This window comes from Streptomyces odonnellii (assembly GCF_000981895.1).
GTDB lineage: Bacteria > Actinomycetota > Actinomycetes > Streptomycetales > Streptomycetaceae > Streptomyces > Streptomyces odonnellii.
Genome location: NZ_LATD01000014.1, coordinates 1 through 17062, shown reverse-complemented (window position 1 = coordinate 17062; position 17062 = coordinate 1). Strand labels below are relative to the sequence as shown.

11 protein-coding genes and 2 pseudogenes are annotated in these 17062 nt (G+C 67.9%); 8 read left to right on the top strand and 5 right to left on the bottom strand.

Annotated elements, in window-relative coordinates:
• Positions 1-596: 596 nt before the first annotated feature.
• The gene (locus WH07_RS40750) at positions 597-1028 is read right to left on the bottom strand and encodes a hypothetical protein (RefSeq protein WP_232788676.1); all 432 of its coding nucleotides are present in this window, start codon (positions 1026-1028) and stop codon (positions 597-599) included.
• 810 nt (positions 1029-1838) lie between these two features.
• Between WH07_RS40750 and WH07_RS02140 the strand changes: the two genes are divergently transcribed.
• The 4 genes from WH07_RS02140 to WH07_RS02125 all read left to right on the top strand — a co-directional run bounded on the left by WH07_RS02140 (position 1839) and on the right by WH07_RS02125 (position 5149).
• Positions 1839-2102, top strand: coding sequence for a helix-turn-helix transcriptional regulator (locus WH07_RS02140; protein ID WP_046494587.1), 264 nt, complete (start codon positions 1839-1841; stop codon positions 2100-2102).
• Positions 2103-2271: 169 nt separating this feature from the next.
• Positions 2272-3204 carry a DUF6083 domain-containing protein gene (locus WH07_RS02135; RefSeq protein WP_232788675.1) on the top strand — a complete coding sequence of 311 codons (933 nt, stop codon included), beginning with the start codon at positions 2272-2274 and terminating at the stop codon, positions 3202-3204.
• Between the two features lie 2 nt (positions 3205-3206).
• The gene (locus WH07_RS02130) at positions 3207-3683 is read left to right on the top strand and encodes a hypothetical protein (protein WP_052744197.1); all 477 of its coding nucleotides are present in this window, start codon (positions 3207-3209) and stop codon (positions 3681-3683) included.
• Positions 3680-5149 (top strand): UvrD-helicase domain-containing protein, encoded by a 1470-nt coding sequence (locus WH07_RS02125; RefSeq protein ID WP_046494598.1) that lies wholly within the window; start codon positions 3680-3682, stop codon positions 5147-5149. The genes WH07_RS02130 and WH07_RS02125 overlap by 4 nt, the downstream gene beginning before the upstream one ends.
• Before the next feature lie 411 nt (positions 5150-5560).
• Here WH07_RS02125 and WH07_RS02120 read toward each other — a convergent pair whose 3' ends face one another.
• The 4 genes and pseudogenes from WH07_RS02120 to ltrA all read right to left on the bottom strand — a co-directional run bounded on the left by WH07_RS02120 (position 5561) and on the right by ltrA (position 8756).
• On the bottom strand, positions 5561-5884 hold the full coding sequence (locus WH07_RS02120) for a hypothetical protein (protein WP_046494583.1): 324 nt from the start codon (positions 5882-5884) through the stop codon (positions 5561-5563).
• Positions 5885-5897: 13 nt separating this feature from the next.
• Positions 5898-6542, bottom strand: a pseudogene (locus tag WH07_RS36560) (IS256 family transposase); the annotation flags it as partial.
• 34 nt (positions 6543-6576) lie between these two features.
• Positions 6577-6813, bottom strand: coding sequence for a hypothetical protein (locus tag WH07_RS02110; protein WP_046494581.1), 237 nt, complete (start codon positions 6811-6813; stop codon positions 6577-6579).
• A 179-nt stretch (positions 6814-6992) separates the two neighbouring features.
• Positions 6993-8756 carry a group II intron reverse transcriptase/maturase gene (ltrA, locus tag WH07_RS02105; RefSeq protein ID WP_046494579.1) on the bottom strand — a complete coding sequence of 588 codons (1764 nt, stop codon included), beginning with the start codon at positions 8754-8756 and terminating at the stop codon, positions 6993-6995.
• A gap of 835 nt (positions 8757-9591) precedes the next feature.
• On the opposite strand from ltrA, the gene WH07_RS36955 reads away from it, so the two are divergent.
• The 4 genes and pseudogenes from WH07_RS36955 to WH07_RS02090 all read left to right on the top strand — a co-directional run.
• The gene (locus WH07_RS36955; protein WP_332836335.1) at positions 9592-9777 is read left to right on the top strand and encodes an FAD-dependent oxidoreductase; all 186 of its coding nucleotides are present in this window, start codon (positions 9592-9594) and stop codon (positions 9775-9777) included.
• 897 nt (positions 9778-10674) lie between these two features.
• Positions 10675-14757: an NACHT domain-containing protein gene (locus WH07_RS02100; protein ID WP_046494577.1), complete on the top strand. Its 4083-nt coding sequence runs from the start codon at positions 10675-10677 to the stop codon at positions 14755-14757.
• Positions 14758-15215: 458 nt separating this feature from the next.
• Positions 15216-15698 (top strand): hypothetical protein, encoded by a 483-nt coding sequence (locus tag WH07_RS36010; RefSeq protein ID WP_052744195.1) that lies wholly within the window; start codon positions 15216-15218, stop codon positions 15696-15698.
• A pseudogene (locus WH07_RS02090) lies at positions 15695-17062 on the top strand (hypothetical protein); the annotation flags it as partial. The gene WH07_RS36010 and the pseudogene WH07_RS02090, both read left to right, overlap by 4 nt.

Here is a 17062-nt window from a genome sequence, read left to right as displayed (position 1 = left end):
CGGCCATGGGAAAACCGCAACAAATTAGAACCGGCGGCGGTTGTCCTGTGCTGCTGGTCATGGGTGAATTCGGCTTAAGCTGAGGCCCCCACAGGATCCCCGGTTTTGCTAACCGGGGATCCTTGTTTATGTTGCCACTTGCGGTCGGCCGGCGTGCTTGTCCGGGCACGAGGCGGTACTGAGAGTTGATACGACGTAGGACCCTGGTGGCGACTCCTTCGAGAGTGCTCGGTTCAACCGGTGCTCCGTGCCGGAGCCGTGGGGCCGGATCTTGCGCTGGACTGACCGTCCGCCGTGGCTGATGTGGCAGGTAGGCACGGGCCTGACGGTCCCGCTCGCCAGCCTGATCACGGTCATCATGGACGCCATGCAGTTTTCGGTCTTCTCCGTTGCCTTGCTATTCCTTTGCGAACGCCAGGTTTGACGGGCGTTTTTGATATTTCTGGTTGGTATGTGCCAATTTTACTTGGGGGGTGTCGGTTGTCTGGGGTGTTCTTGACCTGGCGGTGTTTACGGGTGTGTACATCGGCGACTGATGCGAGGCAGTGGTCAATGCCCGTTGCCCGACCGGAACGGGGGAGTCTGGCCGGGGCGCCCTATGGGCGGGTCAGTGTCCACGTGAGGTCTGTTGAGCCCGGGTCGGATCTCCAGGTTGCGAGGAATCCTGCGGTGGTGAGCAGGTTGAGTACGTGGGGGAGTTTTTGCGACGGGAGGCCGCACATGCCGGTCAGCCGTCCTTGTTGGTCTTGGCCGTGGACGGTGCCGGCGTGTGTGTGGGCCCGGAGCGTAAGGGCGGCCAGGCCTTCGTCCGCGCCATGGTTGCGTAGCTGTTTGTTGTAGGAGGTGCGCAGGGCCCAGTCGGCGGCCCGTATTCGCTTGGTCCGGCTGAGAGACCGGGAAAGCACGGTCGGATCGAGGAGTCGCACACTGGTTCTGCGCGATGCCGCGTAGCTGGTGGCGGGCGGCCGGTGGAGCCAGTGGGCCTCTTCGAGGTCCTGCCAGGGTGACGGGTCTCGGTCGATGCGCATCGCGCGTAGGAGTCCGGCGGGCAGTTGGACGAAGCTGCGGCCGTTTGTGCGTAGGGCGCACTGCAGGGCGAGGAGGCGGGCTTTGGCGCTGATCTCTGAGGGTAGGGCGGCGGCCAGGTAGCCGAGCAGTTCCCGGACATATGTCTGCTCGGCAGGGCTGCTGTTCGTCCGTATCCTTCGCCTCCCGTCGTCGGGGCCGGGGCCGGACAGAGTGGAATGGGGCCCTGCTGGCGAGGTCGCGAGGACAGTGTCGGGTACGGCGGCGGTGTGTGGTGTTGCTTCCGTGCACGCTGCGCAGATATCGGCGAGCCGCCAGATCCGTCCGCTGTGTTCGCAGGTGAGGACGAGGAGGACGGGGCCGGTGCATCCGCGGTGGCGGTGGTGCCAGCGGCAGCCGTGCTCATGGCATTGGCAGATCCGTAGATAGGGCGGGAGGACGTCCGTGCGGGCGTGGCGGGCCAGGTGGGCGAGGGCTGCGGACCTGCCGGAGGCGCCGGGCGGTAGCAGTGAGTCTGCCGAGCACTGAGCACATACGAGCGCCAGCCCGCCGTGTTGGGGGCGTAGTTCGATGGTCCAGGCGCGTCGTGTCGGCGTGGGCGTGGTGTGCAGCCTCATGGGGCGCGTGTCCTCCTGTCTGAGCCGCGCCGGTCCCGGCCCCCGCTCCTGGTCCCGCGGAGGCGGGGGATCGAGAAGAGTGATGGCGGTACAACGTAGTGCAGACCCCTGCCCCCTCGCTCGGCCGGGCCGCCCGCGCAAATAGGGCAGAGGTCTGCACTGACGGGGCAGGGGTCTGCACCTTCGGATGGGAAGGTGACGATCTTCCCGCCCGACCCCAACCTCGACGCGCTGCGCCTGGAGCTGTCGCGCCTGCGGGGCGAGCGCGGATGGACCTACGACGAACTCGCCCGCCGCAGCGGCCTGTCCAGACGCACGCTGATCGAGATCGAGCAGGGTCGCACCATCGGATCCCTGCCCACCTGGCACGCCCTCGCCCACGCCCTCGGCGCCCCGCTCGACGAACTCTTCGGCACCCTCTGCAGCGGCCACACCCCACCCGGAAAACAGACCGACTGAACCGGCCCCAGGCGGCCGCAGCACCCATGGGCGGATCACCCTTACCAGCGACATAAACCGAACACAGCAACCGCTCATCGCACATCAGTAGCCGTCAATGAGGCCGTCCGGGGGACAGGCGCGGCCGTGACGCCCTGATGACGGCGCGGCTGCTGGCACGTTGCCCGTCATGCACTCCACACCCGCACCGGCTGGCCGTCACTGGGATGGCACCCGTACCCATGTGCGCCGGGCCCGTTCCCTGGGCATCGCGCCGGCCAGCCCCAGCCGCCTGCTGCGCACCGGCCAGAACGGGCGCTGCACGGCCTGCGGCAACCTGGTCGAGTGGTACGACCGCACCGGCCACCCGCCCATCGGACTTCACCCCCGCGAACTGGCCGTAACCGCGGTCCCCGTACCGTGCCGCTGGCACGTCAGTTCCGGCATCGCTCACCCCGTCGGCGACGGCACCCCCTGGTGCCGCATCCTGCACCGGCTGCTCTGCCCCGCCTGCAACCCTCCCGCAGCGCTGACACCCCAGTTGACGGAACTGCGGCGCCACCTTGCCCTGCGCACCCGGCGTCTCACTGACAGCGGCGCGTTTACCCTCGCCTCCGCCCGGACCAGGACGGCCGAACCCGCGTCCACACCCGACGTGTGCCGGCCAAACCGGCCTGTCGTGCAACTCCTCTACGGCCGCTACCTCGCTGCCCGTCCGGTCGAGGACATCCAGTGTGTCGCCCAGACCCGCAGGCGCCACCGCTGTATCCGCTCCGTCCTTGACCTCGCGAGGCCGGGAACCTGGATTCTCCTGCCCACCGGCCCGGCTACCGGACAACGAGCGTTGCCCGACGTGCTCATTGCCGTCTACGACCTCAGTCCGCTCCCCTACGCGGAGCAACTGCGCTGGCGCACCCAGCGCTGCCCCAGCCACGCCGCCACCCCAGCCGCCGCAGACCTGGCCCACGCGGACTGGGAGGTATTCGATCCGCTCCTGCATCACCAGTACATCGCGACCCGGTTCCCGGCCACCGGCTGGCGACGAACCCGGCGAGAGCACCAACCCTTGCTCCCACCGCAATCAGATGACAGCACGGGCCTCCTTCCGTACGGGGGAGTGTGACTGTGCCGCACTATGCCCTCGAGGTCACGCTGACCCGGGCCGTGACCCGAGCCGAACTGGACCGCGCTGTCGGCGTGTTCCAGCTGGCCGCCAGCCACGATCGCACCCGTCTCATGGCCGTGGTCAAAGCCAGAACCCCTCAGCGCGCCCTGCACCGGGCACGCCACGCGCTCGACAGCCTGCTGCCCATCGACATCCTCTGCACGCACTACCCCGACGGCGACGGCCGGATCCTGATCAACGTCAGCTTCACCCCCGCCGAATACACCTGGATCCGGCAAGCCGCAGCCCGGGCCGGACAATCACCGAACGCCTACCTCCGCTGCGCAGTCACCCAGACGCTCGAACGGACCGACCGTGAGGCAGCCGAACGGCTCGACACCGCGCTTGCCCAGCTGCTGACAAACACGACCCCCGAGCAGCTACTGACTGCCACCGCCCGCACCATCACCACCACACAGAGAGCCCACACGTGCTGAACCCCACCGATGAACAGGCCGCAGCGGTAGAGGTGTTCCGTGCTGGTGACCATCTGGCTCTTCAGGCGGGTGCCGGTACCGGCAAAACCAGCACCCTCGCCCTCCTCGCAGCCTCCACTCCATGCCGCGGCCGCTACATCGCCTTCGACCGGTCCATCGCCCGCAGCGCCGCCACCCGCTTCCCCAGCACCGTCATCTGCAAAACAGCCCATGCCCTGGCCTTTGCCGCCACCGGCCACCGCTACGCCCGCCGCCTGGGCGGCCCACGCCAGCCGGGCTGGAAAACCGGCCAGGCCCTCGGTATCACCAAACCCGTCCGCATCGGCCACCGGGAGATCTCCCACAGGGCCCTCTCCCACGCCGTCCTGCGCTCGGTGACCCGCTACTGCCACTCCGCCGACCACGCCCTAGCCCCCCACCACGTCCCGCGCCTGCGCGGCCTTGAAGGCGAGGCCGCGCACGTCGAACTGGCGCATGTGGCCCTGCCGTTCGCGCGCAAGGCCTGGGCCGATCTCCAGCACCCCGACGCGGGCGTCGTCCGCTTCGAGCACGACCACTACCTGAAGATCTGGGCCCTGACCGAACCCAGAATCGACGCCGACTTCCTCCTGCTCGACGAAGCACAGGACACCAACCCCGTCCTCGAACAGGTCCTCACCGCCCAGCGCACCCACGCCCAGCTCGTCATGGTCGGCGACTCCGCCCAGGCCATCTACGGATGGCGCGGCGCACGCGACATCATGACCGGCTTCGACGGCACCCACCTGACCCTGTCGCAGTCCTTCCGCTTCGGCCCCCGCCTCGCCAAGGAAGCCAACCGATGGCTGAGGATCGCGGATGCCCCGATCCGCCTCACCGGCACCGCCGCCGTCCCGACCGAACTCGGCACTGTCGCCCGGCCCGACGCCGTACTGTGCCGGACCAACATGGGCGCCATCACCGAAGTCATGAAACACCTCCAGGCCGGCCACCGCGTGGCCCTGACCGGCGGAGGCGAAAGCCTCCGCGCCCTCGCCCAAGCCGCCCGGGACCTCAAAGAAGGACGCCGCACCTGGCACCCGGAACTCACACTCTTCCCCACCTGGGGCGAACTACAGGACTACGCCGACCACGACCCCGCCGGACGCGACCTGAGACCCTTCGTCGACCTCATCGACCACCACGGCACCGACGCCCTCCTCGCCGCAGTCGACCAGCTCGCCCCCGAAGACCGGACCGACATCACCGTCTCCACCGCACACAAAGCAAAAGGCCGCGAATGGCCCAACGTGACGATCGCAGACGACTTCACCCCACCCAAAGACACCGACCAGCACGACGACACCGGCCGCCCCATCCCCGGACCCATCGACGACACCGAGGCACGCCTCGCCTACGTCGCCGTCACCCGCGCCCGCAGCTGTCTCGACATCGGCGGCCTCTCCTGGATCGACGACCATCCCGACGGCAGCCCTGACGCTTCATGACTCCCACGATGCTCAGCAGTCATGTGCTCCTCATCAAGGAGCTGGTGCCAGCATTCCCCGGCGCAGTCTCCTGCAGGCAGACATCGTGATGGGCGATCAGCCTGTCGATGGCCGTCCCGAGTCGGTGCCGTCGGACCGTCGGCGATGGCCGGACGTGGACGGCGAAGGCGAGGGGCGTGGGTCCGGCCTGGAGGTGTACCGCTGGAGCGTGGAGCGTGGAGCGATGGGAGGCGGGCAGGCGCACGCTCGAGTCCTGGGCGCGGGCTGCAGATCAGCCGGGTGCCGCGGCAGCGCGGTCTGCGGGTGCCGACTTACGGGGCCGGTGCCCGACCACAGCGGCACCGTCGTGCACGTACACGACTGCCCGGACAGGCAACGAGCAATTGTCAAAAGCTGTGGATCAGTCGCTATTCATACGGTCTCGTGGTTCAGGTGGATGAGCCCTTCGATGGAGCCCAGGCGGGCTTGTAGGACCGAGTCCGTGGTCGAGGTGGTGGTGAGCAACAGCACCTGGGCCTCAGGGTGTTCCAGAGTGTAGAGGTCGTCTTCGCCGTCGTCGCCGGGGATCGCGTTGGGCTGGATTTCAATCCGTCCGCTGGGGCTGCTGGCAAGGTGGTAGACGCCCCGGTAATCGCTGTCGCGCTCGGTGAAGACCAGCCCGAGGCGGTCACTGACGAGCCGGACCAGCTCGCCAGCGGTGTGGGTGCTGGTGCCGTAGGTGTGGTGGTCGGTCATGGTGCAGCAGACCCTATGCCGCGACAGTGGCAGGGCGCTCGACCAGTTGTCCGCGTTCGAAGCGGGCTCCGGCACGAACGAGGGCGACGAGGTAGGGTGCGTTCACGGCCCGCCACCACTGCTAGGCGGACTCGACGAGCTTGAAGACCATCGCCAGGGCGGCGGTGCGGGAGCCGGCCTCGCGAGTGAACTTGGTGCGCTGGCGGACGGTGGCGAATGTGGACTCGATGGGGTTGGTCGTCCGCAGACGGATCCAGTGCTCGGCGGGGAAGTCGTAGAAGGCCAGCAGCTCGGCCTCGTCATCGGTGATCTTATGGGCCGCCTTGGAGAACTTCGCGCCGTAGAGCTGGGCGAACGTCTTGATCGCCTTGGCCGCGGGGTGGCGGTCCTCAGCGTTGTAGATGTCCTGCAGCGCCGTGCGGGCGCCGGGCCGGGCCAACTTCGGCATGGCGTTAAGCACGTTGGCCGTTTTGTGAACCCAGCACGTTTGATGCCGGGAGGCGGGGAAGATCCCGGCCAGGGACTTCCAGAAGCCCAGAGCCCCGTCGCCGACGGCCAAGACCGGGGCACGCATGCCACGGCGGGCGCAGTCGCGCAGCAGGTCTGCCCAGGACTCGCCCGACTCGCGGTAGCCGTCCTTGAGGGCAACCAGTTGTCGCAGCGTCGCGTTCCTGGCCCACCGAAGCGACCCATCACGCGGCCCGGACGGCTCCCTGGGCGCGGGTCAGCTGCCGCAGTTCGGCGCGCGCTGCCGGCACCGAGGGGACGGTCTGCCAGTAGGGATGCCGCCACAGCCGTACGGACAGGACCAGCAGGCAGCGGCGCAGTGCGGTGGTGTCGCGGGGGCGGGGTGCGGCGAGCGCGGTGTAGGTGGCGTTCCAGGCGTGCTGCGTCTGCACCAGGTCGTCGGGGAAGTCGGTCACATCCATACCGGCATTAGATCGTGTGTTCGAATTATGTGTCACTTCAGGCGCGCACTGCTCCGGGGCCATGTGTGGTCGGGTAGCCGGAGACCATTGCTGATCCCCGGCCCCCTCAGAACCGGACGTGCGAGCTTTCCCCGCATCCGGCTCAAGCAAGCCCCTATGGGCTTCGCAGGTCAGCAGGGTTACGTGGTCCGTTTGCTGTCGCCAGCGTGGTGCTGGCGGTGGCATTCGGAGTGCACGAGGCGAAGGTTGTTCCGCTCGTCCGAGCCGCCGTCTCGCCGGTAGGTGAAGTGATGCTTGTGGAGCATCTTCTTCGAGGCCGCGAACCAGTTGATCCACTCGCGTGGACTGTCCGGCTCGTACTCGGCTCCGACGATCAGCGCCTGCTTGCAGAGGGGACATAGCCCCTGCTGCCGGACCGCCAGGAGAAGACTGGTCTTGTCCATCGGCGGTGGCGCTTTTCTGCGGCGGCGGTTCCGCCAGTACTCGGTCAGCGCGGGGTCGTCCGGGGACGCTCCGCCCTTGACGAGCTGGTGGCGGACGATGCCGGTCCAGGCGAACTTGATGAGGAAGGCGCCGCTGTCGCGGTCGCCGAACACCCACCGGTCACGCCGGGACGGGTGGAACCTGCCGAAGTACCGGGTCACGACCCAGTGACTCGACTTGTTGCGGTGACGCCGCCTGGCCCATTTGAAGGTCAGCCGCCACATGTAGTGATCCAGCGACGAGAACGTCGTCGTGGATGCCACCGCCCGGTAGTAAGCCGCCCAACCGCGAACGATCGGGATCAGCCTGCGCAACACAGCCTCGGCATTGGACCCGTGCAGGGTCCTCACCTCGGTCCGTAAGCGCGCCCGGAGCCTCTTGCAGGCCGTTGTGCTCGGGGTGATGATCAGTTTCTTCCGGTTCTTCCGGCGGACGGTGAAACCGAGGAAGTCGAACCCGCTATCGAGGTGGACGACCTTGGTCTTCTCCTCGTTGAAGCGAAGACCCCTCGGCGCCAGCCAGTCCTCCAGCCGGGCCTTGACCTGGTGTGCCTCCGATTCGTCGTGGCAGAGCGCGACAAGATCGTCGGCGTACCTCACCAGCACCGGGGTACCCGGCATGGCGCCGGGCTCGCGCCCGGCCCGCACCGTGTATTGGCACCCTGCGGCCTGTTCCATTCCATGCAGAGCGACGTTCAGCAACAGCGGGCTGATCACACCGCCTTGAGGAGTACCCTCCTCGGTCGGTGCGAACCGGCCGCGGTCGATCGCGCCCGCCTTCAACCAGCCGCGGATCAGGTCCCTGGCGGGGAACTGGCCGAGCATGGTCATCAGGTGGTCGTGGTCGATGCGGTCGAACGCCGCCGACAGGTCCGCGTCCAGGACCCACAGACGCTTCGGGTTCTTGCCCTTCACCGTCCAGAAGATCGCGGATATCGCGTCCTGACAGCTGCGGCCGGGCCGGAAGCCATAAGACCTCGGCTCGAACCGCGCTTCCCACTCGGGCTCCAGCGCGTTCTTCACGCGGGCCTGGAGGACCCGGTCACGGATGACCGGGATGCCGAGCGGTCGCTGTTTCCCGTTGCTCTTCGGGATGAACACTCGCTTGACCGGCCTGGCCTTCCAGGGATTCGACGACCGATGGATCTCAGCCGCCAACAGTCCTCTCGCCTTCGGCGTGAGGGCCCGTTCCCCATCGATGCCAGCGGTCATGCGACCACTGCTCTGTTGCGTCACCCGCTTCACGCTGACCAGCGTGTTGCTGCGGCTTCGCAGCATGAGCTTCTGCAAGTTGCGGACCTTCTTGAGGTCCCCGTCCTGCGTTGCCTTGAAGATCCTCTGCCTCAGCCGCCGTACGTTCTCCTCGCAGGTGGCCCAGTCGATGCCGTGCCAGTCGAGTAAGTCGCCTTCGGGTCCGTTCACCGCAGGCGAGGACGTCACGGCAGGTGTCGTGATCTCCATGTTCGCCTCCGGTGTCTAACTTGTCCCTTGGTTCGAGCGTCCTTGCAGTGGTGACTTCAAAGGCTCACCTGATCCACGTGGGCGCCCTTTCGGGCCGAGCCACCAGGACCCGTATCCGGCGAGTTATGCGAGAGTGGGTGAAGGTCCCGACTCCCGGTTTCCCCTGGCCTTTCGGCCTGCCGGCCTTCGCTTCTTGGATCTTCCTTCTCCCGCCGGGGAATTCAGCCTTCCTCACGGTCGGCCTACCAAGCCGAGGCTTGGACCCCGTCGGGGTTTCCACGTTCCGCACCAGTAAGACGCGGCTGGGGTGGGCGCCCCCTCTACCCCGGAACCAGCGGTGTCCGCCCTCCGGGCTCAGTTACCCGAAGGTCGCTTGGCGCCTTTCAGCACCGGGTCCTGTGACCGCCGCCAACACGCCATCGACGCGGTCTTAAAGTCACGAGGCATCATCGAGGGTTCACTTGCGTTCGCCCGTCCAGCCATCCCCTCACCTGTCGCACCCCGATGGCCGGGACGCTCTTGGGCTTGAACACTCCGCTTCACACCCCGCCGTTACCAGCGGCGCATGGGAGCGCGGGGACGGGCCCTGGACACTGGCCCGAAGTTCAGCCGATCGATACCTCCTTCACGTGGCTGTCCTTACTTACCTGGAGCGACTTCGTGTCGCACACTAAGCGCTTCAGTCGGCGGATGAGCACGCTAGTTGGCGGAGCTGAGCGCTTGAGTTGGCGGACGGGGTGCGGCCTAGCTAGGGGGTGCTCACGAGTGCCGATGGCCTGCGCAGTCGTCGGTCAGTGGGCGTCGACCCACGGCCGCGCGGGCGGACGCTAGGGTCGTGAACGTGTTGAGCTCATCGGTGAGTGGGGACTTGGTCGTCGTCGGCTCCGGCATTGTCGGCGCATCGGTGGCCTATCACGCCGCCCGGGCGGGCGCCGCGGTGACGTTGGTCGACGCCGGGCGGCCAGGCGCCGGCGTGGCGGGCGGACTCGTTCGCCTGGGTCGGAGCGTCTGGCGTGCGTAAAGGTCCGGCCGCCGGGCTGAGGGCCACCGCAACGGCGGAGTACCACCGACTCGGGACCGAGTTGCCGGGACTCCCCGTTACCTGGTCTGGCTCGCTGAGCTGGACCAGGGAGGACAGTGCGCCGGACGCCGGGCCCGGGCAGACGATCGTGGACGCGACCACCGTGGCGACGCTCGAACCCAACCTTCGGCAGCCTCCGGAGTGGGCTGTCTGGGCGCCGGGGGACGGCACTGTTGGCCATGGGTGCGAGCGGCCGCGACCAGCCGCTCGGTCACGCCCACCGAGCTGTGCCGCTATGCATCCGAATGGACGGCGACGAAGCTCCGCTGGAGCCTTGCCGTCGACGAAGCCGAAAAGGACCGGCTCCTTCTCCCGGCGACGGGCTGCACGGGAGTCACGGTGTCCTACGAGCCCGCCCCATAGACCAACAGCCGGGGACGGCCCGAATGGTTCACCAGTGACCTGTGCCTGCGCGCTTGGGGTGGGCGGCGACCCGTCCTGGCCGTTTCGAGAAGCCGTTCCTCGCTGCCCTTACACGACGTCGCTGCCTATTGTGCTGTGCTGACCGCTCGTCTGGAGATCCGGCCAAGGACGATGCGACCAGTCCCGCGCTGGCCGGCCGGCGCGCGGACGGTCCACGGCGCGGAGTGACTGCAAGCGGACGGCCAGCAGCCGCCAGCCACTCCTGGACGCAAACCCCGCCGAGACGCCGCCTTCGCTGTCGGTGCGGCCCTCTAGGCTCTGTGTGTGGAGAGAACAGCAGTTTCTGCCAGGGTGATCTACCCCTGGGCGCGCCAGGTTGTGCCGCTGGGAGACGCGGCGCGTAGACGGGACTGGTCCAGCACCTTTCTTCCTGACGGGGAAGAGCATGGCCGAAGGCTGGAGGAACTACGGGACGTGCCGGTGCTGGCGTTGTTCGGTGAGCGCGGCGCCGGTAAGTCGGTGACCTTGTTGCAGGAGCGCCAGGCCCTCAGATCGATGCGGCAGGAGCCGCAGTGGGTCAACCTGGGGCGGCACCAGACGGAAGCACAGGCCACTTCGGCTCTGACGGTTGCATTCACGGCACCGGAGACGGGGGAGTGGTGGGTGATCCTGGACAGCCTGGACGAGGGCCTCAACGTACTTCCCGCCCTGGGCAGCCTGATCGCCGATCGCATTGATTCTCTCGCCGCGGATAAGCGGGGTCGTCTGCGGCTGCGGATCAGCTGTCGCACCGGCCGCTGGCCCGACACCCTGCAGGACACACTCGTGCAGTACTGGGGGCCGTCGGAGATACAGCACGCGGTCCTCACCCCGCTCAGCGCCCCGGATATCGCCGTGGCCGCCGAGGGGACCGGCCTGGACGCCGGGGAGTTTGTCAGGGAACTTCGCCAGCGGGGGCTGACCCAGCTGGCCAAGGCACCAGTAACGCTGATGCAGTTGCTGGAATACCGCAGCCTCCACGGGGCGTTGCCCGCCAGCGCGGCTGACGCCTACCTGCAGGCATGTGTGCAGCTGTGCTCCGAGACGCGGCGCCCTGCCGACATACATGAACGGCGCGTGCAGCCCCCAGGCGAACGCCTGTTGCCGGTTGCCGCCCGCGTCGCGGCTGTCATGCAGTTCGGAGCACATGTCGTCCTGTACGACGACTGGCAGCGCGGTGCTGATGGTGAGATCAGCCTCGCTGAGCTGGAAGGCGGACACGAGCCCGGCCCGCTGGGCAGTCTGGTGCCCTGCACGACGGACGAACTGCGCCGCCTGACCGAGTCCCACCTGTTCGAGCCCGTCGGCCTGTTCCGATGGTCCTTCACCCATCGCAGCTACCAGGAGTTCCTGGCCGCCCATTACCTGAGCGCCCATCAGACCGATCCGCAGGCCCAGGCCGGCCTCTTGTGGGTTGGCGAAGGCACTGCTCGGCACGTCTACCCCGCCCATCGCGAAGTGGCCGCCTGGCGCAGCAGCAACGACCCCACACTCTTTGAAGACCTGCTGCGCGATGATCCTGAAGTCCTGCTCCTGGCCGACCTGCCCGCCCGGTCCGCCGACGACCGCGCCCGCGTTGTTGAAGCCGTCTTCGACTTGGTGCAGCACGACGACACCATCGACATCGACCACACCTCACTGCACCGTCTGGACCGCCCCAGGCTGTCGGAACAACTCGTGCCCCGCCTCCGACCGGACGTCGACGGCATCGTTTTGTACACCGCACTCGGAATAGCCCGCCGCTGCCCCCATCCGGAGCTGACCGATGCCCTGCTACAGGTCGCCGAGACCACCGACCTGCCCGAAGAACTACGTGCAATCGCCCTGCGCTCCATTGCCTCCCTTGAACAAACGGGTGATCAGACCGTCGACCGGATCAGACAACTGGCGACCGGCGACCCCTCGCCCGAAGTCGTCGCTGCAGCGCTCAACCGCCTGTGGCCCATTCACCTGACCGTGAGGGAACTGCTCGACCTCTTCCGCGACTCAGCACCCGACTACATCGGCCGGGCCTGGGCGCTACGTTCCGACATACCTGCTCAGCTGACCGCCGCCCAGACCACTCAGGCGCTGCTGTGGGCCCGCGACATGCTGCAGCAACCGCCGTCACAGCGCAGCATCGTCCTGGCCATCAGCTTGATCACCAGAGCCATCAACCTCGCCAGCACTACCGGCCTCCCCGGCCTTGAGCGCCCCGAGACCTTTATCGGCCAGGCTCTGATCGCGCTGGGCGCTCACAGCGAGACCCTACACAGCCTCGACGGTCATACCGAGCACCAGGCCTTGGGGGATGCACTGCGTGCGCAGCACAGCCTGCGCCGCGCCCTCACGCTCTACCTGCTCACGCACACGACGGAGGACGAGTTCGTCCGCGTGCTGATCGCTGCCCCGCGTGGCTGCCTGACGACGTATGATGACGCCTTCCACTGGATGGATCACTGGGAAGAACTCGCCGACGTGCCCCTTTCGCTGGCACGGATGATCGTGTCCATCACTCCACCGACCGATCCGGAACTGCGTGCCCACGCAGCCGTGGCGCGCGCCGCCCACCCCACCCTGCGGCAGGCCACCACGGACCAGTGGGACGAAGAACCTGCCCCTGAATTCGAGCAAGAACCCGATAACACCCCCGCTGACAGCCGTATCTACAGCGAGACAGGGTTGCGCGAAGCGCTCGCCGCCGTCCACATGGCAGATCCCGACACCATCCGCCGTGCCTGGGGCACCGTCATCGAGCAGATGAGACGCACCCGCGACGGGTCCCCGCCCCCTCACCTGCTTGCGGAGCCCCTGCTCACCTGGGCCCACCATGCTCCCTCCCGCCCGGCCAAGAGCAGTGACCTTGACAGTGCACTGCAGGCAGCCGCCCTCCACGTCCTGGCCACAGTGCCGCCGCCGACAGCGCAACTACTCGCCCACGGACGGCGCGCCAATCCGTGGCGCCTGCCAGAACTGAGCGCCTTCGCCGTTCTGCACACACCGGCCGCGCTGCCCCGGGCCACCCCCGCCCACTGGGCCAGCTGGACCCTCGCTCTGGCCACTATCCCCGCCTACACCTCACCCGCCCAAGCCGTCCGGGAGGCCTTCCTTCCCCACTGCGCGGAACAAGCCGGCCCCGCACTCGCCCCCCTGCTCTCCGACATCCTCCAGGACGCCAACACCGACACCATCACCACACACCACATCACCCGTGCCCTCACCGCCCACGCCCTCCCGGAGGTCCTCGACACCCTCATCGCCTGGGCAGACCATTCGGACCGCGACCTCGACCAATGGCACAGCGTGATCAGCGCCCTGGCCTTTGACGAACATCCCGGCGCCGTAGGCCGCCTGAGAGCGGCGCTAGAAACCGACGCTTCCGCCCTGACCTCCCCCTCCGATGCCCAGGCACGCTGGCTTCTTGCTGCACACACCCTCCTGTTCTGCCCGGCACTGCCCAGCCTGTGGCCGTTTGTGCACACCCGCTTGCAGAACGACGTGCTCGCCGAGGCGTACCTTGACCGGCTCGACCAACGTCCGCCCCATCACGAGGGCCGACCGCACCATCTGGCTGCCCTGGCAGAGGAAGCCCTCGCCGATCTCTACCTCCTGTTCGCCGATCACGCCGGTCCGGAGGTTCTCGACCCGCCCCTGCGGACCGGTTGGACAGGTGACGCTCACGCCGGTGACCTGGCGCGTTCCATCCCGGCACTGCTGCAGGCGAAGAACACCGCCCACGCCGCCCATCAGTTGCGCCGCATGGCTGCCTGGACTGGCCTTCGACTCCTGCGTCGCCTTGCGCGCCTGACCGCCGCCTCCGCCGCTGAGACGTCGCACATTTCGACGACTCCCAGTCAGCTCATTGCGCTGGCAAGCCAATCGAAACAGCGCCGCTGGGTCACCGACGAAGGCCACCTCCTGGCACTCGTCATCGAGGCACTGGATCGATTCCAGGATGTCCTGCGTCGCCCCAACGGACTCGCCGTCTCGCTGTGGAATCGATCGCACGCGGATATAGCCAAAGCCGAATGGTGGCCATGCTGGGAGGATGACCTCAGCGACATTCTTGCCATCTTCCTCCTGCAGGACATCGGAGGGGAGCGCGTGGTGGTCAACCGTGAAGTCCAGCTTGACCGCCCGGGCCTGTCCGGCCGGCGCACCGACATCCAAATCGAGGCATTCGCCCCACCCGGCAGCGGACACGATCCGGTAAAGGTAGTGATCGAGTGCAAGGGCTGTTGGAACAGGACTCTCCCCACGGCCCTGGAACAACAACTTGTCGACCGCTACCTGAACACCCCACACACGGCAGGCATCCTGCTGACCGGCTACTTTCACTGCGATCACTGGACGACCCAAAAACGATCGTGCCCTGTGAGCGGCCACACGCTCGACAGCGTTCACAAGTACCAGCAGGAGCAGGCACAGACACAGCGAGCTCTTAAGGGCGTCTCCGTGGCAGCCTTCACCCTCGACTGCACCCTCCCTTCTGCGATCTCTCGATTGGCGCCTGGCGGTGGTGAGAATCAGGAATGCTGACCAGGAGTCTGGTAGTTGGGTCGCTTACGAGTTGGAGCGTGAATCCTCCACGCCACCACCCGGGCTCGAACGGTCCGTGTAACAGCGGCACAGGCCGGGCTCCTTCAGCCGCCAGGTGAGCAGGTGAGCAGAACACAGGCTGCGGCTGGATGGAAAGCCAGCTGCGTTGGCGAGCCGTACATGGAGTTCGACGAGCACTGCGTGTTGGGTTTCGTTGGCATGGTCCTGGTGCCATGGGCGGTGATCCCAGCTTCCATTTGAATGGAAGTGCTAAACGAGGGCTCCGGATTACGCCGACTCTCCCTGCCACTGCGCTCCGAGGGGGGACCGACCCCGCAGTTCGGAGCCACGTCCGTTCTCCGGCGAGGTGCGCGGGGGCATGGCCTCCCGGACCTCCCGGGGGGATCATCGAGCTGAATCCTCCGCATTTCCTGACCGCCTGATCGTGAGGAGACCTGGTGTTAGAGGAAGCGATGACGGCTCTGGCTCTGACGGGAGCGACAACTGTGGTGGCGGCGATGGCCACCGATGCCTGGCAGACCACCCGCACCGGTATGGCCGTCCTGTTCCGCCGGAGCGGCCGGACCCAGCAGGCGGCCGTTGAAACCCAGTTGGAGGGCAATGCCGCCCTGGTGGCGCAGGCCGAGGACCCGGAGCGCGCCCGTCAGGCCCTGATTCCGGTCTGGCAGTTGCAGATGGAAGCGCTCCTGCGCCGGTACCCGGACGCCACGGACGACCTGCGGGCCCTGGTGGAGGAAGTCCGGGCCGAACTGCCCCGAGCTGAGCAGCACTGGGTACAGACCAACATCGCCCGGGACAACGGTCGGATATTCGCCTCCCAGCTGGGCGACGTCATCGTGCATGAGCATCCCGACACCAGCCAACTGAGGCCGCCCACGCCTGCCTCCGCTCCGGGCACGGGCTCCGGGCAGACCTCGTGAGCGAGACCGTCACCGGAGTCGGTGAACCGCCCGGCTCCCGCCAGACGGTGCGCGCGGAGGGCGGCTTCGCCTACGGGGTGATCGGCGCGGACATCCACGTTTTTGGCGACGGCATCCCCCTGTACGTGCTGGAGAACTGGAGCCCCCCACCGCAGACTGACCCGCAGTGGTTGCGGGAGCTGCCCAGCCGCATGCTCAACGCCCGCCACGCAGTGGTCGACTTCACCGGCCGCGAGGCCGAACTCACCGACCTGTGTCACTGGCGCGACAACGGGCCGCGGCTGGGCGCCCGCTGGCTGCACGGCCCGGGCGGCCAGGGCAAGACCCGGCTGGCCGACCAGTTCGCCGCACAGTCCGGTGCCGTCGGCTGGAAGGTCGTCACCGCCACCCACGGACCCGGAACCGTCCTGCCCCCACCCGGCAGCCAGGACCTGCGCCTGGACGGCGCCCTCGGCCTGCTGCTGGTCGTCGACTACGCCGACCGCTGGCCCCTGACCCACCTGACTTGGCTGCTCAGCAATGCCCTGCTCCACCGGGCCGCCGTGAGAACCCGCATCCTGCTGCTGGCGCGGACCGCCGACGCCTGGCCGGCGGTCCGCGCCGGGCTGGCCAACCACCAGGCTGGAGCCTCCGCCCAGTTCCTGGAACCCCTGCCCTCCCGGGAGGCCGGGCCGCGCGCAGAAATGTTCCACGCTGCCCGCGACAGCTTCGCCGCACGCTACGGCCTGACCGCCCCGGTCGGCGTCGCGGCGCCCGGCCCGCTGGGGCACCCGGATTTCGGGCTCACTTTGGCCGTGCACATTGCCGCCCTGGTCGCAGTCGACGCTTATGCCACCGGCTGTCGTCCCCCGTCCGACACGGCCGGCCTGACCATCTACCTCCTGGACCGCGAACACCTGCACTGGGCCCGCCTATACGGCGACGCCGGCCACGAACTCCACCCCGCCGAGCGCACTTACTCCACCCCGCCGCAGGTGATGAACCGGACAGTGTTCACCGCTGCCCTCACCGGCAGCCTGGAACCTTCCGCAGGCGCCACTGTCCTTGGCACCCTGCACCCCCGGCCCGCCCCGGAGAGAGTCCTCGCCGACCACGCCATCTGCTATCCGCCCGCGGACCCCAGCCGGGACACCGTCCTGGAACCGCTCTACCCCGACCGCCTCGCCGAGGACTTCCTCGCCCTCACCCTCCCCGGCCATCAGGCCGACTACCCCGCCCAGTCCTGGGCGGCCCCCACCATCACCTCTCTGCTCAGCCGGCAGGGCGCCGAACGGTCCGCACCCAGCTGGACGCCACGAGCGATCACGTTCCTCGCCACCGCCGCTCAACGATGGCCCCACCTCGGCCCCCGCCACCTCTACCCC

Bases quoted from the DNA above. Each gene is read 5' to 3' on its own strand.
- WH07_RS40750 (WP_232788676.1), bottom strand. From the start codon at position 1,028: ATGCGCATCGACCGAGACCCGTCACCCTGGCAGGACCTCGAAGAGGCC.
- WH07_RS02135 (WP_232788675.1), top strand. From the start codon at position 2,272: ATGCACTCCACACCCGCACCGGCTGGCCGTCACTGGGATGGCACCCGT.
- WH07_RS02120 (WP_046494583.1), bottom strand. From the start codon at position 5,884: ATGACCGACCACCACACCTACGGCACCAGCACCCACACCGCTGGCGAG.
- WH07_RS02110 (WP_046494581.1), bottom strand. From the start codon at position 6,813: ATGGATGTGACCGACTTCCCCGACGACCTGGTGCAGACGCAGCACGCC.
- ltrA (WP_046494579.1), bottom strand. From the start codon at position 8,756: ATGGAGATCACGACACCTGCCGTGACGTCCTCGCCTGCGGTGAACGGA.